24 protein-coding genes and 3 tRNA genes are annotated in these 24,758 nt (G+C 60.3%); 7 read left to right on the top strand and 20 right to left on the bottom strand.

Annotation, left to right across the window (positions count from 1 at the left end; genetic code table 11):
* Positions 1 to 46 precede the first annotated feature (46 nt).
* From ACFSJC_RS01200 to dsrA, 7 genes are all read right to left on the bottom strand, one after another.
* Positions 47 to 778, bottom strand: coding sequence for a respiratory nitrate reductase subunit gamma (locus ACFSJC_RS01200; protein WP_386022012.1), 732 nt, complete (start codon positions 776 to 778; stop codon positions 47 to 49).
* Positions 779 to 864: 86 nt separating this feature from the next.
* Positions 865 to 1,203, bottom strand: a complete 339-nt coding sequence (locus ACFSJC_RS01195) for a TusE/DsrC/DsvC family sulfur relay protein (RefSeq protein WP_007040745.1) — start codon at positions 1,201 to 1,203, stop codon at positions 865 to 867.
* 29 nt (positions 1,204 to 1,232) lie between these two features.
* Positions 1,233 to 1,541 (bottom strand): sulfurtransferase complex subunit TusB, encoded by a 309-nt coding sequence (gene tusB / locus ACFSJC_RS01190; protein WP_386022008.1) that lies wholly within the window; start codon positions 1,539 to 1,541, stop codon positions 1,233 to 1,235.
* Between the two features lie 27 nt (positions 1,542 to 1,568).
* Positions 1,569 to 1,979, bottom strand: a complete 411-nt coding sequence (gene tusC, locus ACFSJC_RS01185; RefSeq protein WP_007040747.1) for a sulfurtransferase complex subunit TusC — start codon at positions 1,977 to 1,979, stop codon at positions 1,569 to 1,571.
* A 12-nt stretch (positions 1,980 to 1,991) separates the two neighbouring features.
* The gene (gene tusD, locus ACFSJC_RS01180) at positions 1,992 to 2,384 is read right to left on the bottom strand and encodes a sulfurtransferase complex subunit TusD (protein ID WP_007040748.1); all 393 of its coding nucleotides are present in this window, start codon (positions 2,382 to 2,384) and stop codon (positions 1,992 to 1,994) included.
* A gap of 48 nt (positions 2,385 to 2,432) precedes the next feature.
* Positions 2,433 to 3,503 carry a dissimilatory-type sulfite reductase subunit beta gene (gene dsrB / locus ACFSJC_RS01175; protein ID WP_386022004.1) on the bottom strand — a complete coding sequence of 357 codons (1,071 nt, stop codon included), beginning with the start codon at positions 3,501 to 3,503 and terminating at the stop codon, positions 2,433 to 2,435.
* Positions 3,504 to 3,591: 88 nt separating this feature from the next.
* On the bottom strand, positions 3,592 to 4,845 hold the full coding sequence (gene dsrA, locus ACFSJC_RS01170) for a dissimilatory-type sulfite reductase subunit alpha (protein WP_386022001.1): 1,254 nt from the start codon (positions 4,843 to 4,845) through the stop codon (positions 3,592 to 3,594).
* A gap of 812 nt (positions 4,846 to 5,657) precedes the next feature.
* On the opposite strand from dsrA, the gene ACFSJC_RS01165 reads away from it, so the two are divergent.
* The 4 genes from ACFSJC_RS01165 (at position 5,658) to ACFSJC_RS01150 (ending at position 7,809) form a co-directional block, all read left to right on the top strand.
* Positions 5,658 to 5,849 (top strand): sulfur relay protein DsrC, encoded by a 192-nt coding sequence (locus ACFSJC_RS01165; RefSeq protein ID WP_386021999.1) that lies wholly within the window; start codon positions 5,658 to 5,660, stop codon positions 5,847 to 5,849.
* A gap of 23 nt (positions 5,850 to 5,872) precedes the next feature.
* On the top strand, positions 5,873 to 6,595 hold the full coding sequence (locus ACFSJC_RS01160; protein WP_386021996.1) for a hypothetical protein: 723 nt from the start codon (positions 5,873 to 5,875) through the stop codon (positions 6,593 to 6,595).
* Positions 6,596 to 6,623: 28 nt separating this feature from the next.
* Positions 6,624 to 7,319, top strand: coding sequence for a type I-MYXAN CRISPR-associated protein Cas6/Cmx6 (cas6, locus tag ACFSJC_RS01155; protein WP_386021993.1), 696 nt, complete (start codon positions 6,624 to 6,626; stop codon positions 7,317 to 7,319).
* A 151-nt stretch (positions 7,320 to 7,470) separates the two neighbouring features.
* The gene (locus tag ACFSJC_RS01150; RefSeq protein WP_386021990.1) at positions 7,471 to 7,809 is read left to right on the top strand and encodes a TusE/DsrC/DsvC family sulfur relay protein; all 339 of its coding nucleotides are present in this window, start codon (positions 7,471 to 7,473) and stop codon (positions 7,807 to 7,809) included.
* A 55-nt stretch (positions 7,810 to 7,864) separates the two neighbouring features.
* Here the strand turns inward: ACFSJC_RS01150 and ACFSJC_RS01145 are convergent, their stop codons facing one another.
* From ACFSJC_RS01145 to ACFSJC_RS01120, 6 genes are all read right to left on the bottom strand, one after another.
* A complete protein-coding gene (locus ACFSJC_RS01145) occupies positions 7,865 to 9,646 on the bottom strand; it encodes a SufS family cysteine desulfurase (RefSeq protein ID WP_386021987.1) in 1,782 nt (593 codons plus the stop codon).
* Between the two features lie 245 nt (positions 9,647 to 9,891).
* A tRNA-Gly gene (locus tag ACFSJC_RS01140) sits at positions 9,892 to 9,967 on the bottom strand.
* A 58-nt stretch (positions 9,968 to 10,025) separates the two neighbouring features.
* Positions 10,026 to 10,101, bottom strand: a tRNA-Gly gene (locus ACFSJC_RS01135).
* A 44-nt stretch (positions 10,102 to 10,145) separates the two neighbouring features.
* On the bottom strand, positions 10,146 to 10,733 hold the full coding sequence (pgsA, locus tag ACFSJC_RS01130; RefSeq protein ID WP_386021984.1) for a CDP-diacylglycerol--glycerol-3-phosphate 3-phosphatidyltransferase: 588 nt from the start codon (positions 10,731 to 10,733) through the stop codon (positions 10,146 to 10,148).
* A gap of 3 nt (positions 10,734 to 10,736) precedes the next feature.
* Entirely contained in the window at positions 10,737 to 12,575 is a 1,839-nt protein-coding gene (gene uvrC / locus ACFSJC_RS01125; protein WP_386021982.1) for an excinuclease ABC subunit UvrC, read from the bottom strand.
* A 221-nt stretch (positions 12,576 to 12,796) separates the two neighbouring features.
* Positions 12,797 to 12,884 (bottom strand) — tRNA-Ser (locus ACFSJC_RS01120).
* 221 nt (positions 12,885 to 13,105) lie between these two features.
* Between ACFSJC_RS01120 and ACFSJC_RS01115 the strand changes: the two genes are divergently transcribed.
* From ACFSJC_RS01115 to ACFSJC_RS01105, 3 genes are all read left to right on the top strand, one after another.
* A complete protein-coding gene (locus ACFSJC_RS01115; protein ID WP_386021979.1) occupies positions 13,106 to 13,774 on the top strand; it encodes a Bax inhibitor-1/YccA family protein in 669 nt (222 codons plus the stop codon).
* Between the two features lie 87 nt (positions 13,775 to 13,861).
* On the top strand, positions 13,862 to 14,047 hold the full coding sequence (locus ACFSJC_RS01110) for a hypothetical protein (RefSeq protein ID WP_386021976.1): 186 nt from the start codon (positions 13,862 to 13,864) through the stop codon (positions 14,045 to 14,047).
* 408 nt (positions 14,048 to 14,455) lie between these two features.
* Positions 14,456 to 15,604, top strand: coding sequence for an arginase family protein (locus ACFSJC_RS01105; protein ID WP_386021973.1), 1,149 nt, complete (start codon positions 14,456 to 14,458; stop codon positions 15,602 to 15,604).
* Positions 15,605 to 15,685: 81 nt separating this feature from the next.
* On the opposite strand, the gene pnp is transcribed toward ACFSJC_RS01105, so the two are convergent.
* The 7 genes from pnp to rimP all read right to left on the bottom strand — a co-directional run bounded on the left by pnp (position 15,686) and on the right by rimP (position 24,534).
* Positions 15,686 to 17,782 carry a polyribonucleotide nucleotidyltransferase gene (gene pnp / locus ACFSJC_RS01100; RefSeq protein WP_386021970.1) on the bottom strand — a complete coding sequence of 699 codons (2,097 nt, stop codon included), beginning with the start codon at positions 17,780 to 17,782 and terminating at the stop codon, positions 15,686 to 15,688.
* 191 nt (positions 17,783 to 17,973) lie between these two features.
* Complete coding sequence (gene rpsO, locus ACFSJC_RS01095) at positions 17,974 to 18,243, bottom strand: 30S ribosomal protein S15 (protein WP_007040770.1); 270 nt, start codon at positions 18,241 to 18,243, stop codon at positions 17,974 to 17,976.
* 161 nt (positions 18,244 to 18,404) lie between these two features.
* Positions 18,405 to 19,322, bottom strand: coding sequence for a tRNA pseudouridine(55) synthase TruB (gene truB / locus ACFSJC_RS01090; RefSeq protein WP_386021967.1), 918 nt, complete (start codon positions 19,320 to 19,322; stop codon positions 18,405 to 18,407).
* A gap of 4 nt (positions 19,323 to 19,326) precedes the next feature.
* A complete protein-coding gene (gene rbfA, locus ACFSJC_RS01085; RefSeq protein WP_386021965.1) occupies positions 19,327 to 19,722 on the bottom strand; it encodes a 30S ribosome-binding factor RbfA in 396 nt (131 codons plus the stop codon).
* Positions 19,719 to 22,496, bottom strand: a complete 2,778-nt coding sequence (infB, locus tag ACFSJC_RS01080; RefSeq protein ID WP_386021961.1) for a translation initiation factor IF-2 — start codon at positions 22,494 to 22,496, stop codon at positions 19,719 to 19,721. The genes rbfA and infB overlap by 4 nt, the downstream gene beginning before the upstream one ends.
* A gap of 16 nt (positions 22,497 to 22,512) precedes the next feature.
* Positions 22,513 to 24,012: a transcription termination factor NusA gene (gene nusA / locus ACFSJC_RS01075; protein ID WP_386021958.1), complete on the bottom strand. Its 1,500-nt coding sequence runs from the start codon at positions 24,010 to 24,012 to the stop codon at positions 22,513 to 22,515.
* Positions 24,013 to 24,075: 63 nt separating this feature from the next.
* Positions 24,076 to 24,534, bottom strand: coding sequence for a ribosome maturation factor RimP (rimP, locus tag ACFSJC_RS01070; protein WP_386021955.1), 459 nt, complete (start codon positions 24,532 to 24,534; stop codon positions 24,076 to 24,078).
* Positions 24,535 to 24,758 lie beyond the last annotated feature (224 nt).

Below are 24,758 nucleotides of genomic sequence, written 5' to 3'. Positions count from 1 at the left end.
CGGTAGACGGCGACTCGGAACTCGATCGAGCCCGATCGCGACACGTCTAGTGCTGTTCCAGCTTTTTTGCCCAGGGCGCGATATGCCGTTGCTCACGCGGGTTGTCGACCTGATTGCGGGTCGGACTGAAGAAGAGTCCGGGCGCATGCAAGAGCTTGCTGTAGGGAAAGATGATCATGAGCGACGCCACCAGCAGGAGATGCAGCAACAACAGCGGGTCCGCCGGCAGCGGCTTGATATCGAAACTGTAGAGACCCTGGAAGAAGGTCTTGATCTCGACCACGTCGACATGGAAGACGAACTTCATCAGTAGCCCGGTGCATCCGATGAGGATGAGCAACCCCAGGATGAGATGGTCCGAAAGCGACGTGATGTATTTGACGCGGTCGACGAAGAAACGCCGTACCCATAGACCGGCCAGACCCACGATCATGGCGAGACCGCCATAGATCCCATAGGGCTGTACCAGCTGGATGAGGAAAGGCACCGGCTCCATGAAATAACGCAGGTGACGCAACGTGACCAGGAACAGGCCGAAGTGGAACATCCAACCGAAGATCCAGGTCCATTTGTTGCCGCGAAACAGGCTCTCGAAGAGGACGACCTCTCGCATCATCCTGAAGACCACACCGCTGCGTGTCGTCGGAGCCGGAGTCGTCGGAATCTTCAACGGCGCCGGGGTACGTGAGTACTGGACAATCTTGAAGACCAAACCGGAGACGATGACGAAGGCCGCGAAGTAAAACAGGAAGGCGTAGAAATTCGTCAGAAACGCCATGTTTCCGCTACCTCAGTGGATCTGTGTCGTGGACCGGCGAACCACACCGCTCGCAAGCGGATGGGATTCGCCGGAGAATCGGCTACTTAGACGCAGCCAGTCGGCTTTGGAAGGCCGGCGAATCGGCAAGCCTGCTTGGCCGGCCCGTAGGGGAAGAGGCTATACAGATACTTGCTGTTGCCCTTCTCCTTGCCGAGCTTCTTGCCAACGGCCTTGGTCAGGACGCGCACGGCTGGAGCGATCTGGTATTCCTCGTAGTACTCGCGGAGGAAGTTGATGATGTCCCAGTGCTCAGGAGTCAGCTCCAGGTTGTCCTGCTTGGACATAACGGTGGCGACTTCAGGGACCCAATCGTTGAGGTCGGCAAGATAGCCTTCTTCATCCACGGCTAACTGCTTACCTTCGACGTCGATCGTGTCTGCCATATCGGTGCTCCTATCGGTGCGATAAAAAATTACAACCAGGCCTGGACCTTGTCGTGCTCCGCAGCTAGATCCACGAAGCCCGCGTAGTCTACGACGCTGATCCCCTCGATGACGCGCTCTTCGGAAAAACCCCGCGCCTTGAGGTCGGGGCCGAGCACGTAGATCTTAAGCTTGCCAAGCGCGCCCGCAATCTCGGACTCGACGCTCGTCCCCGCCAGCGCGGCGTAGATGCCGTCCTCGAACAGCAGGACGGCCGCGTCGTCGGTGGCAAACTTCAGGCAGGATTCTAGCGAATTCCGTTCGAACGGTGATTTATTGACGGTGTGCAGGATACTCATTCGGATCACTCCCCGAAGACTGAAGACCTAGAAGCTGAAGACCACGTCCGAATCGTTCATCAGCTCGCTGACGCGCTCCGAATCCACGACCTCGACGATATTGTCGATCTCTTCCTCGGTCTCGAAATCCTCGAAGGCGATCTCGACCAGATCATCCTGGGTCAGACCGCGGGCCTCCAGCGAGGCGCGATCGACGAAGATGCGCTTGACCTCGTAGTCGCCCAGAGTGCGGAAGGTCGGGGAGAAGTTTTTCATCCCGATGCCCTTGGGATCCTGTCCCTTGGTCAGCTGGTAGACACCGTCGTCCATGAACATCACACAGACGTCCTGATCGAAGGCCGCGCCGATGAGCACCACTTCCAACGCCTCCCAGGCGTAGATGGTGCCGTACGGGGCCTTGCGATTCAGATACATAAATTTCTTCACGATTTCAGACATAGCTGCGCCCCTTCAATCGCCGAAGACGACGAGACGATCCGACTGGATCGCCGCCTCGACCAGCTGCCCGAGCCCCGAGATGCGGAACTTGGGATGGATGTTGGTGGCGTCCTTGCCGTTGCGGGTGGCCTCCCCCTCGTCGACGATGCCGCGCCGCTGGGCCGCAGCCACGCAGACGACCATATCGAGGTTGTGCTGTTCAGCCAGCTCCGCCCAGCGATTGACGATATGGCGATCGTCCTGAGGCGGGGTGGTCAGACGCGTCGAATTGTTGACACCGTCGTGATAGAAGAAGACACGGAAAATTTCGTGCCCCTTCTCCAGCGCGGCCTTGGCGAACTGATAGGCCGAGTCCGATGCCTGGTGCTGGTAAGGTCCCTCGTTGATCTGAAGAGCGAACTTCATGTCGACCTCGAATAGGTGTGGTGATTCAACCTGTCCCCAAACCGCTGCTCAGAAGCGGATGTAGGACGAGCTATTGAAGCTCGCGCGCGCGCCGCGCCAGGTGTCGATGTGGTATTTGGTGAACGGCAACTCGACCTCTTCGAAGAAGCGCGGCCAGCCGATGCGCTCGATCCACTCGTTGATCCGCTCCCAGTCCTTCGCACCTTCCTTATAGGCCTTGAGGATGCGCTTGACGATGGCGGTCGCCTCCGGCCAGCGCGGCGGGTTGTTGGGGATGCCGGCCGCGACCAGCTTCTGGAAGGTCGGCTTGCCGCGCGCGTTGGAGTGGTTGCCGCCGACCCAGATCGCCAGCTTGGAATGTTCGGCATCGTTGATCTGCATGGGCGGACAGGGCGGGAAACAGGCGCCGCAGCAGATGCACTTGCGCTCGTCGACTTCCAGCGACGGCTTGCCGTTGACCATGGCCGGACGGATGGCGGCCACGGGGCAGCGTGCGACGACCGAGGGGCGCTCGCAGACGTTGGCGACCAGATCGTGGTTGATCTTGGGTGGCTTGGTGTGCTGGATGTTGATGGCGATATCGCCCTGCCCGCCACAGTTGATCTGGCAACAGGAGGTGGTGATATGCACCCGGTTGGGCATGTTGGTGTTGCGGAACTCGTCGATGAGTTCGTCCATCATGGACTTCACAACGCCCGAGGCATCGGTGCCCGGAATGTCGCAGTGCAGCCAGCCCTGGGTGTGCGAAATCATCGCCACCGAGTTCTGGGTTCCGCCAACGACGAAGCCCGCCTCTTCCAGTGCGTCGATCAGCGGCTGAACCTTGGCCTCATCGCTCACCATGTACTCGATGTTGGAGCGCAAGGTGAAGTGGACATGGCCGTCGGCGAACTGATCGCCGATATCGCACAGCTTGCGCAGCGAGAAGACATCCAGGATGCGCTGAGTGCCGGCCTTGACGGTCCAGATCTGATCGCCGCTGTAGGCGACGTGCAGCAGCACGCCCGGACGCGGATGGTCGTGATACTTCCACTGACCGAAATTCTTACGCATCACCGGATGCATGTACTGCCAGGGATCCGGGCAGCCCGACTCGATTGGCTCGCGCATTTCCGCCATTGCCTAATCCTCCGAATTATTCGTTTCGAACGGCTCGGTTCGAATGGTTCAGTTCAGGTAATGAGTATGATGGTCGGTCGGGCGCGGCTCAGCTACCGCCCTCGGCTTGTCGCGCGAACCATTCCTCGGCGGCCTCGTCCCAGCCATCCATGCGGACATAGGAACTCTGGCGCGGGTGGCTCAGCATGTTGGGGTCCGGCTCGATACCGATGCCCTCAAGGAAGTTGGCCAGCCCGATACGCTCGATCATCTCGCCGCAACGCTCGTGCTCCAGGCCGTTCTCGGCCCAGAAATCGATGATGGTTTCGGCCATCTCGACCAGGGATTCGTAGTCTTCCTCGGTTTCCAGCTTCTTGAAGGGGACCACGACAGTGCCCATTAGGTCGCCGATCTTGAGTGTGCGCTTACCGCCGATGAGGATGGTGACGCCCTTGTCGTCGCCGGGGTGCAACGCCTTGGGCATGACGTTCAGGCAGTGCATGCAGCGCACGCAATCGCGGTTGTTGACCTCAAGTGTATCGTCGTCGTTGAGCGACAGCGCCTTGGTCGGACAGCGCGTGATGACGTTGTCGATGTAGTACTGGCGCCCCTTGTCGGCGACGTAATTCTTGACTTCGGTCTGGTCGACCTTCATGTCGTCGCGCCAGGTGCCCAGGACGGCGAAGTCGGAGCGCTCGATCGCGTTCTGACAGTCGTTCGGACAGCCCGAGACCTTGAATTTGAACTTGTAGGGCAACGCGGGCCGATGCACATCATCGACGAAGTTATTGACCAGCATCCGGTGAGCCTTCAGCTCGTTGGTGCAGGACATCTCGCAGCGCGCCGACCCCACACAAGACATGGCGGTGCGCACACAGGGGCCGGCGCCGCCCAAGTCCCAACCGTATTCGTTGACTTCATCGAAGAAATGCTGGGTATTCTGGGTATTGGTGCCGATGAACATGATGTTCCCGGTCTGACCGTGGAAGGTAATCAGACCGGAGCCGTACTTCTCCCAACTGTCGGCCAATTGGCGCAGCATGGCGGTGGTGTAGTGATTGCCCGCTGGCGGCTGAACGCGCAACGTATGGAATTCCTTGGACTTCGGGAAAACCTTACCGACCTCCGAGAAGCGCGGAATGATGCCGCCGCCATAACCGAAGACGGAAACCGTGCCGCCTTTCCAGTAGCCCTTGCGGGTCTCGTAGGAGTGTTCGAGCTGACCCAAGAGGTCGTTGGTCATCTCGTTGATGCGCGCATCCGGATGCTGATCGCGCAGCCGCTTGATACCGGAGATGAAGCTCGGCCAGGGGCCGGTCTCGAGCTGGTCGAGCATCGGGGTCGTGTGCTTATCGATAGCCATTGAGCGGTCTCTCCTATCAATTAACCAGGAAAGCGAGTGGGATATGCGCATGATCGCTCATACCACGGCGGGCGAACCGGGCAGCAGATGGATGCGCACGTCACGTCTGGATTGGAGGTAGTGGTACCGACCCTATGCGTCGTCTCTGCCTGTACCGGCAACCCCATCGGCAGTTGTTAATTTACCGATTTAAACACCATCGTGACCATTCCACGGTTGGGGGAGCCGCCCACCTTCGAGCTATCTCTTTCGGGATATGCCTTTTTCGTGTTCGCCCGACAGTCTGCCAGCGGACAACGTGACGCGAATCCACAGATCGCATTGAAAATGCGCACGCACCGCCATGTCTCGCGAAGCTTGCTTGACCGGGATGCTACAAGTCGCCGACGGACAAGTCAATTTCTTATAATATAATCATATTCTAATTAATAAAGTATTTAGAGATCAATCATCCGGCTCGGACGAACGCCCCACCCTCTCCGAGCACGAGCGAACCACCGAACGCTGCGTTGTTTTCGACCGGCCCTGTCAGCACATTGATTTCCGAGCGCAATACGCAGAGGCCAGACCGGCACACGTCACCCCTGGCTGCCGAGCGAATGCGATAAAAATGAGATAGCGAGGACAGCACCCCGTTGAGGCAGCTCATCGCAATAGGGCATCATCGCGGCTTGATCCTGGTCATCGAAACGGTTTTTAGAACGACACCAATGCGCCGAGCGGTCGAAACCGGCCTAGGCTGACCCAGATCGTAAAGCGAGAATACGCCTGATTTAGCGGGACAACGACCGACGGGGCCAGAGGGAAAAAACATGCTTAAACTCAGCGACATCCTGGTCGCCAATCAAGATATCGAATCCTTCGACCAGCTCCTTCCATTGATTCAGAACGTGGCCCGCTCCGGCGAGCGGTTCTTTCGAATGGACGTGAAGCCCCCATATCCAGATACACCGGACAATTGGGAAGACCGCCTCGAAGCGGCCTTCAGCGGGCTTTTGCGATAACACACGGCTGCGGTCACAATCCTATGAAGCAATTCGATCTTCTCGCCCACAGCCTTCCAGACACAGCGGCCGACTCCGTCATGAACTTCGGGGGCGAAGCGGCTGCGCTGGAATCGCACCTACAGGTTCTGCTCGACCACATGCGCGACCTGGAGCGCTGCGGATGCTCGCCGCATCGACTGGCGGATCTCCGCCTCCAGATCGCACGAACGCTGGTCGAACTCGAGCGCGGAGAGGAGGCCTGGCCGATCGGGCGCGCCGCCTTCGAGCACTTCATCGCATCCGATCAGTTCGAACTGGCGGCGGACGCCTGCGACGTGCTCTTTCGCGCCAACCGACCTGAATCCATCGGCGCACTCGGCCAAGGCATCTGGATCGCGGTTACCTGCCCCATCGACCCAGAACTCACCATCGAGCTTCTCAATCATGTGATCGATGAAACGCCCGACGATGCGGATGGCGCCGCCGTGGCGGCTGCGACGGCGCTCTTCCTGTCGGACGTACGCGCGCACGGCCGTCAGCGCGAGGACCTCATGTTTTTCACGACCCAGCTGCTCGGCACTGTCGCGCGACGCCATAGCGGAATCGATTCACCCGAGCAGCTCGACCTTTGGATGGATCGCCTGGAGCTCAAGGAACCGGAGAAATTCCTGGTCCGGCTGCGCAACGTCGTCGACGTACTCGTTCAGGACGATTGGTGGTTCGACCGCGAAGCGCTGCAGGCGCGCCTGCCGTTCAACCAGTAGAGCCCCGCAACGGAGCGCATGACGGAAAATGTTCTGGAACGAAGACGAAAGCCCCGAACCGGACGCCACGACGGACGATACCCTGGACATCCTGTTCTCGATCGACTGCAAATCCATCCCCGTCGATCACGCCTACCTGCTCGAACAGGCCGTGCGCGACCTCGTACCCTGGATCGCCGAGGAACCCGGAATGGCGATCCACAGCATCCATGTCGCCGGCTCGCAAAACGGCTGGGAGCGCCCCGAACATGGACGCGACACACTACTCATGCTCTCGCGCCGCACCAAACTGACGATCCGCGCCCCCGGTCGCCGCGTCAAGGATCTGATGGAGCAACTTCAGGGCGCGCGAATGGATCTGGCAGGACACCCGCTCACGATCGAGACCGGAAAGATCAAACCGCTGAGTCGAGAAACCACGCTGTTCTCACGCCACGTCACCTTCAACGACGATTCCGCCCCCATCGATGAAGAGAGGTTTCTGGAGACGGCCGCCCGCGAACTGGAGCGGATCGACATCCACATCCGTAAGGCGCTGTGCGGCAAGACCCTCAGCCTTGCCACCGAGCGCGGCGCCATCCACACCCGCAGCCTCATGCTCGCCGGACTGACCCGTGAGGAATCGCTTCGGCTTCAGGCGCGGGGACTGGGGCAACATCCCTTGATGGGGTGCGGAATCTTCATCCCCCACAAGGGAATCGACTCGATCAAGAAGACGCACTGAGCCTTTGCCTCGCCACCCCGAGAGAGCGGTCGCATCGAGGATGATGACGTTTCCATCACAAAATCATAAGATTCACGTCCTCTGATACACCAATGAGGCGTCCAGCCGCTGCGCGGCCGCGCCATAGCGATGAAGATATGAGGAGCGAACGATGGCGATCGAGGTAAATGGCAAAACCATCCCGACCACCGAAAACGGCTATTTGGAAAACCACATGGATTGGGACGAAGATGTCGCCCGCAAGCTGGCGGAGATTGAGGGCATCGAACTGACCGACAAGCACTGGGATCTGATCAACTATCTGCGCGACCAGTACCTGAACAACAGTCAGAACCAGCCGATGGAGCGCGCCGTTCTCAAGGATATGGGGAAAATCTGGGGCAGCAAGCCAACCAGCAAGGACCTTTACCAACTCTTCCCGCTCGCGCCCACCAAGCAGGGCACGAAGGTCGCCGGACTGCCCGCCGTCATGCGCAAGGGCGGTTACTGAAACCTCGCAAAAAGGCCGGCGTCTCGCCGGCCTTTTTCGATGCGTCTGCGGACAGTCAGTCCGCGTGTCGCCGCGCGATCTGACGCAAACGCTGCACCATGGCAGCGAGACCGTTGCGCCGCGACATACTCAGATGCTGATCGAGCCCCACGCTGGCGAAAAACGCCTCCGCATCGAAGTCGAGCAGATCCCGCGCACGCTGCCCCGAATAGAGCTGCTGCAGCAAGGCGATCAGTCCGCGCACGATATTGGCATCGCTATCCGCCAGGAACTCGATGACATCCTCGGTGCCCGGCTTGAGGCGTGCTGCAATATGCACCGTGCTCTGACAGCCGTGAACCGCGTTCTCTGCGGTTTTGAGGGACTCGGGCATCGCCGGCAATTGGTCGCCGAGATCGATGACGTGCTGATGACGCATCGGCCAGTCCGGCAGAAAGGCGAAGACCTCGGCGATTTCCTCCGCTGCAGCCTGCGGCGACTCGGCCGCCGCCGCTGGATAGACGAGATCGGCCGGAGCCGACGACTCGGCAGCCGCCGCCAAGCCCGCCCCGCCCCGCCCCGATCGGGCCGCCTTGACGCGCTCTTCCTCGACCATTTCAATCAAGGTATCCGCCAGACGATCCACATCCTCCAGGCTGTTGTAGACACCCACGGAGGCGCGCGCGGTCGAGGAAACGCCCAACCGATCCATCAGGGGCTGGCAACAATGGTGTCCAGTCCGAACGCAGATGCCACGCAGATCCAAACCCGCACCGACATCGAGCGTCGCAATTGGGGGATCGACCATCACCCAGGACAGCGCACCGCTCTTGCGACGCGCCGTCCCCTTGATCTCCAGTCCTGGAATGGCCTGTAAGCGCTCGGTCGCATGGCACAGCAGGCGCTGTTCGTGCGCGCCGATGCGATCGAGACCCACCGATCGAACCCACCCGATCGCAGCCGCCAGGCCCACGGCGCCCGAAATGTACGGCGTTCCCGCCTCGAACTTGTTGGGCAGGGGCGCATAGGTCGTCTCGGCGAAGGTAACCCGCTCGATCATATCCCCGCCCCCCTGATAGGGCGGCATGGCATCCAACAGGGCGCGCTTTCCGTAAAGAACGCCGATCCCGGTCGGACCATAGATTTTATGACCTGAAAAGACGTAGAAATCGGCATCCAGCGCCTGAACGTCGGTCGCCCCATGCGCCACCCATTGCGCGCCATCGACCAGCACGAGGGCGCCGACCGCATGCGCCTCCCGAATCATCTCCCCGACCGGATTGATCGTACCCAAGGCGTTGGAGACCTGATTGACCGCCACCATCCGCGTCCGAGGCGACAGGAGACGCCGATAGGCATCGAGATCGATATCTCCGGCATCGTCGATCGGAATCACCTTGATGACCGCGCCGCGCGACTGGGCAACCATCTGCCAAGGGACGATGTTGGAATGATGCTCCAGGTTCGAGATCAGAATCTCATCCCCGGGATTGAGGAAACCTCCACCCCAACTGGATGCGACCAGATTGATCGACTCGGTCGCCCCCCGCGTGAAGAGACACTCGGCGGGCTCGGCCGCGTTCAGGAAGTCAGCCACCACCACCCTCGCCTCCTCGTACATCCGGGTAGAGGTCTGCGAGAGCTGATAAACGCCGCGATGGATGTTGGCGTGATGCAGTCGATGATAGTCACTGACCGCCGCGATCACCGACTCGGGCTGCTGCGTACTCGCGGCGCTATCGAGATACGTCAACGGCCGGCCATTGACCGATGTCCCGAGAATCGGAAACTGAGCACGAATCGCAGCGACATCGAGCGAAGCCAAGGAGGTCGAGGCAACGGAGAGAGAGGAAGTCATAACCAATCTGGATCTACTGAAATGCTGAGTGAGTCGAAAGACCCCCGGTAAGAACCCAGTATGACAGTTGGTTAAGCCCGACGAAAGCATACAAGACGGCCTCGACGGGTGCAGATCCGCTCCCAAACAGCATGCCAGAGGGCGTCGAGAGGGACGTCGCGCGACCATGACCAAACCGGAGGAACCACAGATGAACAAATCACAGACACAAAAAAGGCGACCTTGAGGTCGCCTTTTTTAGGATTTGGAGCGGGAAACGAGACTCGAACTCGCGACCCCAACCTTGGCAAGGTTGTGCTCTACCAACTGAGCTATTCCCGCAGGGACTTAACTTACTACTATAGCCAGAAAGCCAGCCAAACTGACATCCCAACGAAATTGGAGCGGGAAACGAGACTCGAACTCGCGACCCCAACCTTGGCAAGGTTGTGCTCTACCAACTGAGCTATTCCCGCTTGAGAGCTGCGCATTTTATATGATTTTCGACTCTCGTCAAGCCTCACGCAGATTTTTTTTCGCCACCCTTTATAGGCACCTTGCCGGACAGGCTGGGCCAAGCCGCCATGAGATAGACCACCATCGACCAGAGCGTCAGAATCGCCGCGATATAGACCAGCAGAATGCCAAGATCATAGACCCAGGGCCCGAAGATCGAATCTCGCAGAATCAACAGCACGATCGAAACCATCTGGGCCGTCGTCTTCACCTTACCTAGAGTCGAGACAGCCACCGCCGCACGGGCGCCGATCTCGGCCATCCATTCGCGCAAGGCCGAAACCGTGATCTCGCGACCGATGATGACGATCACAGGCAAGGCGAGCAGGATTCGCGGATCGGCCTGCAAGACCACCACGAGAGACACGGCGACCATCAGCTTGTCCGCGACCGGGTCGAGGAAGGCCCCCAGCGGCGAGGTCTGCTCCCAGCGCCGTGCCAGATAGCCGTCGAGCCAATCCGTGAGGGCCGCCGCCCCAAACACCGCCGCCGCCGCATAGGGAGCCCAGGGCTCCTCAATGTAGAAAACGGCCACGAAGATCGGAATCAGAACGATCCGGAGCATCGTCAGAATATTCGGAAGATTCCACATTGCTCAGGACCCTGCTGAATCGTGGTGAAAGGCATCGTAGATCTGCTGGGCCAGCTGTCGACTGATCCCGTCGACACCGGCGATCTCCTCGACACCGGCCCGAGTCAGGCCACGCAAACCACCGAAATACTTCAGCAACTGCTGACGGCGCTTGGGGCCGACACCAGGAATCTCTTCCAGCACTGAGGTCTTCCGGGCTTGAGCGCGACGCTGGCGATGACCAGTAATCGCGAAACGATGGGCTTCGTCGCGGATCTGCTCGATCAAATGCATGGCCGGCGAATCGCCCGGCAGTATAACGGGCAAGTCCTGCCCCAACAACCAAAGCTGCTCGGTTCCCGGACGTCTGTCGGGCCCCTTGGAAACACCAACGAGCCGCAAATTCGAGACGCCCACCTCGGCGATCGCGGCCTCTGCGGCATGGAGTTGGCCACGTCCGCCGTCGATAAAGACGACATCCGGCAACGGATACTCGCCCTGCCTGACACGGGTGTATCGGCGCGTCAGCGCCTGATGCATCGCTGCGTAATCGTCTCCCGGCACGATGCCCTCGATATTGAACCGACGGTAATCGGACTTGAGCGGCCCCTCCCCATTGAAGACCACACAGGAGGCCACCGTTCGCTCGCCCTGAGTGTGACTGATATCGAAGCATTCCATGCGTTCGGGCAGCTCGTCCAGGTCGAGCGCATCCATCAACGCCTCCAGGCGTCGTGCGTAGCCCGCCTGACTGCCCAACCGCGACTTGAGCGCGACCAGGGCATTGCCGAGGGCCATTTCGAGCCAGCGCGCCCGCTCGCCACGCACATTGGTGCGAAAATGCACCCGTCGCCCGGCACGCTCCGAAAAGGCATCTTCCAGCAGCCCGGCATCCTCCGGCTCGACACTCAGGATGAGTTCCGAGGGAATCGCCTTCTCGGCATAGAACTGGGCGAGAAAGCCCGCAAGAAGGCCGGCGGCCTCGGTGCCCTCCGGGGCCAGAGGAAAGAATGCCTTGTTGCCCAGATTGCGCCCGCCGCGAATGAAGAAGACCTGAACGCAGTTCAGCCCCGCCTCCTGGGCACACGCCACGATATCCAGATCGCCGCCCTCCCCGTTCACATACTGACGCTCGCGAATCCGATTCAGGGTCGCGATCTGGTCGCGCAATACCGCTGCGCGCTCGAACTCCAAGCGCTCCGCCGCCGCATCCATCGCGCCGGCCAACTCCTCCAGCACCTCACTGGTCCGCCCATCCAGAAACTTGATGGTGCGCGCCACGTCCTGCGCATACTCCTCGGGCGTGACCAAACCGACACAGGGGCCGCTGCACCGCTTGATCTGATACTGCAGGCAGGGACGTGAGCGATTGCGGAAGAAGCCATCCTCGCACTGACGGACCGGAAACAGCTTCTGCATCAACTGCAGCGTCTCGCGTACCGCCCAGGAACTCGGATAGGGACCGAAGAAGCGCCCCGCACCCTTGCGCGGCCCACGGTAGAAGGTCAAACGCGGGAAGTCGTCCTGTACCGTCAAGAGGATGTAGGGATAGCTCTTGTCGTCACGCAGCAGGACATTGAAACGCGGCAGCAGCGACTTGATGAGATTGCTTTCGAGCAGCAGCGCCTCACCCTCGGTGCGCGTCACAGTCACCTCGATATCGGCGATCTGGCTCACCATCAACTGGATGCGCGTGCTCAGTGAACGCCCGAAATAGCTGCTGACTCGTCGCTTTAGGTTCTTCGCCTTGCCGACATAGAGCACCGTTCCGCTCGCGTCGAGCATCCGATAGACGCCTGGAGCGGTCGGCAATCGCTTGAGAAATGCCTTCGGGTCGGAGTCCATCAGCCGTCCGACGCCCATGAAGGACGATCGAGCCGCACCCAAGACAGATCTTCGACTGCCAGTCTGAGAAGCGACGAAAACAGGGCGGAAGTGAATACAGAGAAAGACATGGACCGAGAAGGCGAAAACGCCCCAACATGGAAGCGAGACGGACCCGGAACCGAGCGCGCGCCATGTCCAACTCGGGTCACGCGTTCAGCGAACAGCCTGGGGAAAGGCCTGCACGGCGCCGATATGCTTGGCGGAGAGGGAGGGATTCGAACCCCCGGACCCTTGCGAGTCAACGGTTTTCAAGACCGCCGCTTTCGACCGCTCAGCCACCTCTCCGGTTTTGGATGGATCCCGCTAAAGCAACACATTTGGCGCTGCCCTAATCTGCGGGCGGACAAGGATACATCAAGCGCCGACTTTACCAAAGCCCGACATCATTTCCATGGACTGGAAACGTCGGGTATCCTTCGGAACTCGGGTTGCTGGACCAGGTCATAATGGCCGAAAGCACCAACGCAATTCACAATACCGATAGAAAACAGGAGTGAAACTTCGATATGGCCAATCCGGGTATTTCAGTCGTCAAGACTTCAGAGTCTGCGGTCTCGACCAACAAGGTACTTAAAAACACCTACATGCTGCTGGCGGCTACGCTCGGCTTCAGTGCCCTGACCGCCATGCTGTCGCTCTTCCTCGCGGTTCCGCCCTGGACCTACATGGCATCCGTCATCATCTCGATGGTGCTCGGCATCTTCGTCCTTCCGAGAACGGCCAATTCGGCCGCCGGCATCGGTGTCATCTTCCTCATCACCGGCCTGCTGGGCTTCGGACTGGGCGCCATTCTCAGCATCTATCTGGCGCTCCCCAACGGCCCGCAGATCGTCGGCCTCGCCTTCGCCGGCACCGCGACCATCTTCCTGGGGCTTTCGGGTTACGCACTGACCAGCAAGCGTGACTTCAGCTTCATGGGCGGCTTCATCTTCGCCGGCATGATGGTCGTCATGATCGCGGTCATCGCCAACATCTTCCTGCAGATGCCTGCGCTCGCCCTGGCCATCTCCTCGGCGATCATCCTGCTGATGAGCGGCTTCATCCTCTTCGATACCAGCCGCATTGCACGCGGCGAGGAAACCAACTACATCCTCGCGACCTATGGCATCTACCTGAGTATCTTCAACATCTTCATCAGCCTGTTGCAGATTCTCGGCATTATGAGCGACGACTGAGACACCGTCTCGTCATCCTGACTGCGGAGAGCCCCGGCGCATGCCGGGGTTTTCTATGAAGCGCCCCTCACCGGAGCTGGAGGTCTCATGGAACTCTTTCTCAAGATCAGCGCAGCCATCGTGCTGGGCCTCATGCTGTTCTATCTCTGGCCGGTCTACAAACACTGGCAGGAACATGGCCCCAAGGCCCAGCGCGGAGACTGGCCCGCCGCCATCCTGCCGCTCGGAGCCGTCGTGTTGCTGGTCGTCGCGCTCATCATGGCCGTGCGCTGAGACGCAGGATTATCCCGTAACGGACTCTTGATGATTCCTGCGTAACGACAGGTCTCGGCGCGAAGACATTCGCGCCTATCTCCGCTCGGCCTCGGCTGACATCTCACCACGGCAAAACGGCCAACACCACTGGCTGGACCGCCCCCCCTCACCACCACCCCGCACAAAAGGAAAAGACGTCGATTCGTTGGCGAACCGCCCCTTTACCCTCAGACTCCGGGCAACAGGACGCCAAATAATTGGCACCCCCCCGAGAGCCGCAGACGACGCCCAAGCTCGGCTATCGACCTGAACGGGAAACGAAAAGACCGACAGCCCGGCTATTGGCCTTCATCTTGCAAAAAGAACCGCGAATCTCGCGGATTCATGCCGTAAAGTTTCAGGCCCTTGCCCATCAATGCGCGAGGCATGGAGCACGGCAACCGATTCCCGGCAGCAGAGGAAGTGAATGTAATGGTCAGCATAGTGAGTGCTCGGACGGATTTTTTTCAGCACAAGACTGACGAACCACGACCGAAGACAAAAACCAGTTCAGACCCAGGCTTCGCTGGGGCGATGGCTGTCGACACACAGTTATTTTCACAGGTCGCGCTGAATGGCGATGTCGCCTTCTTGGGATGCGACCTGGAGATCGATCGTCGATACGGCCGTCCCAACCCGGGGGCGGCCAGCTTACTGCGCGAGAAAACGGGAGCGGCAGGCGCGTATCAAGGGCTCTACGACCTTGGCTCCGTGACCTCGACCGATCCGTCGGAGGCCATGATCGAAATCGCCGACACGGCAGCGACGGTCGTGAACAGCGGCGGACTGCCCATCATCATTGGATGCGATCACACAGCAAGCCTTGCCGGACTACTCGGCAGCGCCCGCGACGAAACCGAACGCCCCGTTTATGTCTATTTCGACGCCCACTTCGATCTCGGACGCAATTGCACCGAAGACGATCGACTGCATAACGGCGGTTTTGTCGGCGAAATACTCAAACGCAAATGGGCCAGATGCGCCGTCAACGTCGGCGGACGCAGCATAGCGACTCAGTTGAACTATCCGGAGACGCCACGTTTCGCCAGCATCCCCGCCTACACGTCCACCTCATTGCTCACACAGTGCCTTGCCCCACTCAAGGGAGAGACGATCTATGTGAGCCTCGACGCCGACGTCCTAGACCCCGCATTTGCCCCCAACGTCGCTTGCCCCGAACCGGGAGGGCTGTCCCTTGAGGCACTACACATCTGCTGTCGATGGCTGAACGACAATTGCCGCGTCATCGGCGCCGACCTGATGGAAACGTTTCCGCATCAGGGAGATCGGTCCGTGGAAGACGCGCTACTTAAGTGTCTGCTGACCTTGACCGGAAAAGAACCGCAACCTGAGACCCCACAGCGGATACGAACGGAACGATCCATCCGCAGCCCGGCTGGGCCAGAGACGCCACCTTTGAGAAAAACCGACGTCCCCTATTGCCGGCTTGTCGAAAGCGAAGCTGCAACGCCTTGCGCACAAACACCGATGAAACATCGCGCCCAGACAACCCGCCTCACCGCACTCCCTTCGTAGACAGACGTCCCATCAAACGCAGACATGAAAAAGGGGCCTTCCGGCCCCTTTTTCAGTGCTTAGCGATGTCGCCGGATGGTGTCACTCGCCAGGCTCGACCGCCTTCATGCTGAGACGGATGCGGCCCTGCTTGTCGACTTCCAGAACCTTGACGCGAACGGCATCGCCTTCGCTCAGCTTATCGCTGACGGACTGAACGCGCTCCTCGCAGATCTGGGAAATGTGAACCAGACCGTCGCGACCGGGCAGGATGGTGACGAAAGCGCCGAAATCCATCAGGCGCGCGACCTTACCCTCGTAGACCTTGCCGACCTCGACGTCTGCGGTGATGAGACGAATGCGCTTCTTGGCCTCTTCGCCCGCGGCCTTCTCGACCGAGAAGATCTTGATCACACCATCGTCGTTGATGTCGATGGTAGCGCCGGTCTCCTCGGTGATGGCGCGAATGACCGAGCCACCCTTGCCGATGACGTCGCGGATCTTCTCGGGATGGATCTTGAACTCGATGATGCGCGGCGCATGCTCGGACATCTCGGAGCGATGCGAGGACATCACCTTGCTCATCTCGCCGAGGATGTGCAGACGCCCTTCCTTGGCCTGAGCCAGAGCGATCTCCATGATCTCCTTGGTGATCCCCTCGATCTTGATATCCATCTGCAGGGCATTGATGCCCTCGGCGGTACCCGCGACCTTGAAGTCCATGTCGCCGAGATGATCCTCGTCGCCCATGATGTCGGTCAGGACGGCGAACTCCTCGTCTTCCTTGATCAAGCCCATGGCGACGCCCGCGACCGGTGCCTTGATGGGCACGCCGGCATCCATCAGCGCCAGACTGGTGCCGCAGACGCTGGCCATCGAGCTGGAACCGTTCGACTCGGTGATCTCGGAGACCACACGCACAGAATAGGGGAATTCCTCGATGCTCGGCATCACGGCCAGAACGCCGCGCTTCGCCAAACGACCGTGGCCGATCTCGCGACGCTTGGGGCTACCGACCCGACCCAACTCACCAACGCAGAAGGGCGGGAAGTTGTAGTGCAGCATGAAATGCTCGCGCCGCTCGCCATCGAGCGCGTCGATGATCTGCGAGTCACGCTCGGTCCCCAGGGTGGTGATGACCATCGCCTGAGTCTCGCCACGCGTGAAAAGCGACGAACCGTGGGTACGCGGCAGCACGCCGGCGCGGATGGTGATGGGACGCACGGTCTTGTTGTCGCGTCCGTCGATACGCGGATTGCCGGCGAGGATGGAACCTCGCACGATCTTGCTTTCCAACGCCTCGATCGCACCCTTGACCGCCATCTCGCTCCAGGACGATTCCTCGCCGCAGAGCTGCTCCTTAGCGGCGGTGCGCACTGCGGTAAGCGCGTTGTAGCGCTCCTGCTTCTCCTTGATGCGGTAGGCCGCCGCAATCTGCTCGCCGCAGGCATTGGCAACCGCATCCGCCAATTCCGGCGAAACCAGGGACGGCGTCCAGTCGATCTGCGGCTTGCCAACCTCGGCTGCCAGCTCGCGGATGGCCTCGATGACCACCTGCATCTGCTCGTGACCGAACAGCACGGCCCCCAGCATCACCTCTTCGGACAGCCCCCGCGCCTCGGACTCGACCATGAGCACCGCCTTGTCGGTACCGGCGACGACCAGATCAAGGTCCGAATCGGGATTGAGTCCGATGACGGGCGGATTCAACAGATACTCGCCGTCCTTGTAGCCGACGCGCGCGGCACCGATGGGGCCATTGAATGGCACACCCGCGATGGCGAGGGCCGCAGAGGCGCCGATCAGGGCCGGAACCTCAGGATTGACCGCCGGGTTCAACGACTTGACCGTCGCGATGATCTGAACCTCGTTGGTAAAACCGTCGGCAAACAGCGGGCGAATCGGACGATCGATGAGACGCGCGGTCAGAATCTCGCTCTCGCTCGGACGCCCCTCGCGACGGAAGAAGCCGCCCGGGATTCGACCTGCAGCGTAGGTCTTCTCCTGATAGTCGACCGTCAGAGGGAAGAAGTCTCTCTCCACGCCAGGGCTCTTATTGACGACCACTGTGACCAAGACCACGGTGTCGTCCATGTTGACCATGACAGCACCATCGGCCTGGCGAGCGATCTCGCCAGTTTCCAGCTTGACTGTCTGGTTTCCGAACTGGAACTGTTTAACGATTGGGGTGGGTATCACAGATAAATCCTCGGGATGTTTGGGCCGTCAAAGCGTCGAACCTGGTGCGCGGCAACTTTAAGGTTTGAGCGAGAGAGAAGCGAGAGATGAGTAGCGGTGCTTGCTGTCTGAACCGCCCGTGGCGAACGGGCCACGGGCAGTATGACGAACGGGGATCAGCGGGTCGCCCGATCGCCAGAGCCGAACGAACCTTAGCGGCGCAGACCCAGACGCGCAATCAGCTCACGGTAACGATCCAAATCCTTGCGCTTGAGGTAGTCGAGCAACTTACGGCGAGAGTTGACCATGCGCACCAGTCCACGACGCGAGTGATGGTCGTGCTTGTGCTCCTTGAAGTGATCGGTCAACTGTAGGATACGCGCCGTCAACAGGGCGACCTGAACCTCGGGGGATCCAGTGTCCTTCTCGCCGCGCGCATATTCCTCGACGACCTTCTTCTTGTCCGCTGCAGTCATTGTCATTGGTTGATTCCTCGATCTATATCTATTAGGTCACACACGAAAGACCCGGATCCGACGCACCAACGTCGAAATCTCACCCCGACAATGACTTCAGGGATATCGGGCCGAATTGAAAAACAGGATCGCCGAAAGGCGCCCAACCGATCCCGGCCGGGCTCATCTCAAATCAATCGCTTGGGCTGAACCTTGCCATCCTCCATGATGACGCCCACCCCGATGAAGAGATTGGACGGATCATAGAGCCTGACCAACCCTTCGGTCGGCGCCTGAGGCACCAATACCGCTTGCCCTTGACGCAGATAGAAGGCTGCATCGGCCGAAAGCCGAACCGACGACCAGTGCCCGAGCGCAGAATCCAACGGCAGCAAAAGCGCGTCGATACGCTCCGGCGTCTCATCCTCGGCAAATTCGGCCACCTGTTCCATGGTCGCGAAGGGCGCTACCGATTCCGAATAGGGCCCGACTCCAGTGCGCCTCAATTGAGTCACATAGGCGCCACAACCGAGTTCGCGGCCGATGTCCTCCGCGAGAGTTCGCACATAGGTGCCCTTCGAGCAATGGACATCGAGTTCGATCTCGGGCAGATCGAAGGACAGCAATTCCAGCGCTCGGATCTCGATCTGACGTGGCTGACGCTCGACCTCGACACCCTCACGGGCCAGCTTGTAAAGACGCTGCCCCTGATGCTTGACCGCCGAGAACATGGGGGGAAGCTGATCGATTGTGCCGAGAAAGCCGCGCAGAACCTCGCGTACGCGCGCCTCGTCGACCCCGTCCAGCGAACGCGTCTCGACGATGTCGCCCTCGGCATCCGCCGTCGTAGTGGTGACGCCGAGTTTGACGCGAACGCGATAGCGCTTATCGGCGTCGAGCAGAAAGGCCGAAAATTTGGTCGAATCGCCAAGACAACACGGCAAAAGCCCCGTTGCCAAGGGATCCAGACTCCCCGTATGCCCCGCCTTAGCGGCACGATACAGCCGCTTGATGCGCTGCAGGGCATCGTTGGAGGTCAAGCCAAGCGGCTTGTCCAGCAAAAGAATACCGGTGACATTGCGTCCAGTGTTACGACGGCGTCCCATCGAATCAATCCTCCCCATCCGCCCCTTGGGGATGAGTCAAGTGGGAATCGCCAACGGCTTTATCGATCAGCGACGAAAGACGCTCACCATAACCGATCGACTGATCGTAGACGAAGTGCAACTGAGGAATCGCCCTCAGGCGCACCTCTTTAGTCAATGCATGACGCAGGAAACCCGCGAGGCGCCCATTGAGCAGACGCTCCTGTGCCTCCGCCTCCTGATCGTCGGGAAAACAGGTGAAGAACACCTTGGCATGCGCCAGATCGCGGGTGACACGAACCTCGTGGACCGTGATATTGGCGAGCCGAGGATCCTTGACCTGGTCGCGAACCAAGAGCGAAAGGGAGCGTTGTAGCTCGGCCCCGATCCGCTCGGTACGATCGAATTCACGCTCGCTCACAGCACACGGGCCCGCTCGGTGCGCTCGAAGACCTCGATCTGGTCGCCCGGCTGAACATCGTTGTAGTTCTTGACGCCGATACCGCACTCGGTTCCGGACTTCACCTCGCTCACGTCGTCCTTGAAACGGCGCAACGATTCCAGCGAGCCCTCGTAGACAACGACGTTATCGCGCAACACGCGGATCGGACTATTGCGACGGATCGAGCCCTCGACGACCATGCAGCCAGCGACCGCACCGAATTTGGACGAGCGGAACACATCGCGCACCTCTGCCAAACCGATGATCTCCTCCGTGACGATCGGGCTAAGCAGACCCGAGATGGCCTTCTTCACGTCATCGATCAGCTCGTAGATGATGCTGTAGTAACGTAAGTCGAGCCCCTTCTCCTCCACAACGCGACGCGCCGAGGCGTCGGCTCGGACGTTGAAGCCGAGCATGATCGCATTGGAGGTGACGGCGAGATTGGCGTCCGATTCCGTAAGACCGCCGACGCCCGAGGAAACGATGGAGACCTTGACCTCATCGTTGGTGAGCTTGAGCAGACTGTCCTTAAGCGCCTCCAGACTACCTTGCACGTCGGCCTTGACGATGAGGTTGACCGACTTCTGATCACCTTCCTTGAGCTGAGAGAAGAGCTGGTCGAGGCTGACTCCGCGCTGCTCGTCGAAACGGTTCTGGCGCGAACGTTCGGAGCGGAACTCCGCAACCTCGCGCGCCCGACGCTCGTCGGCCACCACGATGACGTCGTCACCTGCATTCGGCGTACCGGACAAACCCAGTACCTGGACCGGGATCGATGGGCCGGCGGTCTCGATGGGTGCACCCGCCTCGTCGAACATGGCGCGAACGCGGCCGTACTCGCCACCGCTGACGATGACATCGCCACGGTGCAGGGTACCGGACTGCACCAGCACGGTCGCAACCGGGCCGCGACCCTTGTCCAGGCTCGACTCGACGATGGCCCCAAGGGCCGGGCCCTCGATCGGCGCCTTGAGCTCAAGGACCTCCGCTTGCAGCAGAATGGCATCGAGCAGCTCGTCGATACCCATGCCGGCCTTGGCGGACACCTTGACCATCATGGTGTCGCCGCCCCACTCCTCGGTCAGCACATCGTGCTGAGTGAGTTCCTGCATGACCTTATCCGGATTGGCATCCGGCTTATCCATCTTATTGATGGCGACGATCAGCGGAACGCCGGCCGCGCGGGCGTGGTGGATGGCCTCGATGGTCTGGGGCATGACGCCGTCGTCGGCCGCTACGACCAGGATGACGATATCCGTTACCTGAGCACCGCGTGCACGCATGGCCGAGAAGGCCGCGTGACCGGGGGTATCCAAGAAAGAGACGGTCCCCTTCTCGGTCTCGACGTGGTAGGCACCGATATGCTGGGTAATGCCGCCAGCCTCGCCGGAGGCGACGCGGGTGCGACGAATATAGTCGAGCAGCGAGGTCTTGCCGTGATCGACGTGCCCCATAATGGTCACGACCGGTGGACGCGTATAGGACTCGAACTGCCCCTCCTGCTCATGCAAATCGTCGAGCAGCGAACCTTCCGCATCGCGCTCATCGGCGACAACGACGGTATGCCCCATTTCCTCGACCACGATCGTCGCGGTATCCCGGTCCAAGACCTGGTTGATGGTGACCATCATCCCCTGCTTGAAGAGCTCTCGGATGACCTGGGACGCCTTGACCGACATACGATTGGACAGCTCGGCCACCGAGATGGACTCGGGAACCTCGACCTCGCGCACCACAGGCGCGGTCGGCCGCTGAAAGGCATGCTTGTCCTGAAGCTGAGGCTTCGACCCCTTCCGCTTACGGCGCAGTCCGCGTCCGGAACCACCAGCTCCATCGACTTCTTCGTAATCGGAGCGAGAAGAAATGTTGACATCGCGAACGCGCGCCGAGTCCTTGCGGGCAGACTTCTTGGCCACACGCTCCTTCTCGACAGGCTCGGCAGCCTTCTTGACGCCCTTTTTGGGCCGCGCAGGCTCTGCCGCACGACGCGGGCTGGCCGGACTGGCCGCCGATCCGCTTTTCTTGGGTTTCGGCTCTTCGTCGGTGCTTTCTACCGGTTCAGGCTCAGGAGGCTCGGCGGCCTTGCGCTCGGCAGCCTCAAGCTCGGCCTTCAGCCGAGCCGCTTCCTCGGCGACGCGACGCGCCTCTTCCTCTTGGCGACGAATCTCCTCGGCTTCGCGTCGACGCAACTCCTCTTCGCGAGCGATGCGCTCCTGCTCTTCCTGTTCCGCGAGGCGGCGCGCTTCCTGTTCCGCACGCATCGCCTCCAGTTCGGTGCGCCGACGCGACTCGTCGAACACCGAACTCACCGACGTGGCACGCTCGCGCTGAGGCCGTGAACGGTCGTTAGATTGCCGACGCGCACCCGAAGCGTTCGAGGACTGAGGCGCCGAATCCCCACGCTTGACATAGGTCCGCTTGCGCCGCACTTCGACGCTCACCGTCTTGCTGCTGCGCGGCGTTGGCGCCGGTCTGGCACCAGTCGTGCCGCTGCGTGGCGTTGGGGTTGGCTGACGCAACTCGCTGACCGATTTGCGCTTCAGGGTGACCTCGTTCGGAGCCGAAGCCGCACCTTCTTCGTCCTTTCCATGACTGCGGCGTAGATAGCCGAGGAGCTGGACCTTCTCCTGCTCAGTCAGCGTCGCATCCGCGCCACTCGCGCTGATGCCCGCCTCGTTCAACTGGGTAAGGAGCCGCTCGACAGGGATACCAACCGTGGATGCGAGTTGCTTGACCGTGACTTCACTCATGGACTGATTTAAACCTCTATTCCTCTGGGGCATCCACGAACCAGGGTTCGCGTGCCTTCATGATCAAGCGCGCCGCCCGCTCTTCGTCCATACCCTCAATTTCCATGAGTTCATCGACCGACTGCTCGGCGAGGTCATCCAGGGTGGCGACACCTCGGGCTGCCAACGCGTCGACAAGATCCGCATCCATTCCTTCCATCGACAGAAGATCACCCGGCGCTTGCGGGGCGTCCTCCTCCGAGGCAATGGCGCGAGTCAATAGGACGTCACTTGCGCGCTCGCGCAACGTTTCGATCGTCTCGTCATCGAATTCTTCGATCGCCTGCATCTCTGCGAGCGGTACATAGGCCACCTCATCGACGCTTGTGAATCCTTCCTCGACCAGCACGGTCGCCAGATTCTCGTCGATGTTGAGCTGATCCATAAAGGATTGCACGGACCGGTGGGCCTCTTGCTCGCTCTTGGCGGCAGCATCCTTCTCGTTCATGACGTTGAGCTCCCAGCCACTCAATTGAGTCGCGAGCCGAACGTTCTGACCGAAGCGCCCGATGGCCTGGGCGAGATTCTCTTCCTTTACCGCCACATCCATGCTGCGCGCCTCTTCGTCGATCACGATGGAGACAACGTCGGCCGGCGACATGGCATTGATAACGAACTGAGCCGGATTCTCGTCCCAAAGGATGATGTCGACGCGCTCGCCGTTGAGCTCGTTTGACACCGCCTGGACACGCGATCCACGCATACCGACACAGGCACCGACCGGATCGATACGCGGATCGGAGGTCCGCACGGCGATTTTGGCGCGCGACCCCGGGTCGCGCGCCGCACCGAGAATTTGGATCAAACCCTCGCCGACCTCGGGAACCTCGAGTTTGAACAGTTCGATCAGCAGTTCGGCGGCGGTTCTGCTCACGAAGAGCTGGGGACCCTTGGACTCCGAGCGCACATCATAGAGATAGCCGCGCAGGCGGTCGCCCGGGCGAACGGATTCGCGAGGGATGACATGGTCGCGAGGAACCAATGCTTCGGCATTGTTACCGAGATCGAGCAGAATAGTCCCGCGCTCGGCCTTCTTGACGATACCCGTGACGAGCTGCCCCTTGCGCTCGGCGAAGGCAGAGACGATCTTGGCCCGCTCGGCATCGCGCACCTTCTGCACGATGACCTGCTTGGCCGTCTGAGCCGCGATACGGCCAAACAGCTCGGATTCGATTTCCTCCTCGACGAAATCACCAACCCCCAAGGTCGGTTCGAGGATGGCTGCGGCGGATTGAGTGATTTGACGCGAGGGCGCCTCCAGCACCCCCTCTTCGGGGTCCGGAACGATTTCCCAACGGCGGTATGTACGATAATCCCCGGTCTTGCGGTCGATGACCACGCGAGCCTCGATCTCGCCACCGTGCTTCTTGCGCGTAGCTGAAGCCAAAGCGGCCTCGATCGCCTCGAAGATCACGGATTCGGGGACGTCCTTCTCGTTGGAAACGGCCTCAACGACCAGTAAGATCTCTTTACTCATTCCACCTTTATCCAACTCTTAAGAACATGCGACCCGGAAGCGCCCGAGAAAGTCTCGTCGGCTTCAGGATTCGGGCACCAGACGAGCGGATTCGATCACCCCGAGCGGAACCTCCCAACGACGGTCTTCGACCTCGAGTACGACCAAGCCACTTTCATAGCCTTGAAGGAGGCCATCCAGTTTTCGGCGTCCGTCAATCTTCTCTGCCAACCGAACCCTCACCCGAGAGCCAGCGAAACGCTCGAAGTGCTCCGGGAATACCAGAGGTCTGTCTAGGCCTGGCGAAGAGATTTCGAGATCGTACTGCCCCGGCAGGGGGTCCTCGACATCCAGGACGCCGCTCAACTGATGACTCACCGCAGTGCAATCATCGAGCGTGATTCCGCGCTCGTGATCAATATAGACCCTGAGCGTCGCGCCACCAGTTCCGCGCTGAAAGAACTCCACTCCGACAAGCTCGAACCCCATGGATTCGGCGACTCCACGCGCCAGCGTGGTGAGATGACTGTCTGCAGGCTGCATTGATCCGCCCCGTAGAAACAAAAATTGGGCCATCGGCCCAACCCCTGAACCGTGCCCGGACCTTATCGAGCCCACGGCTGCGTTTCGCGAGCGACAAAAAAACCCCGTAACGGGGCCTTATGGACGGCGAGTGTGATAGCGCTTGCTCTGCCTCCTCCTTAAGCGTGAGGAGTATATCCGACACCAGAACAGGCTGCAACACACGAACACGCAAACAAAGCCCG

It is taken from the genome of Thiorhodococcus fuscus, from assembly GCF_042682685.1.
Taxonomy (GTDB): Bacteria; Pseudomonadota; Gammaproteobacteria; order Chromatiales; family Chromatiaceae; genus Imhoffiella; species Imhoffiella fuscus.
Note: the sequence above shows the minus strand (reverse complement) of the source record. Positions and strands in the feature narration are given on the sequence as shown.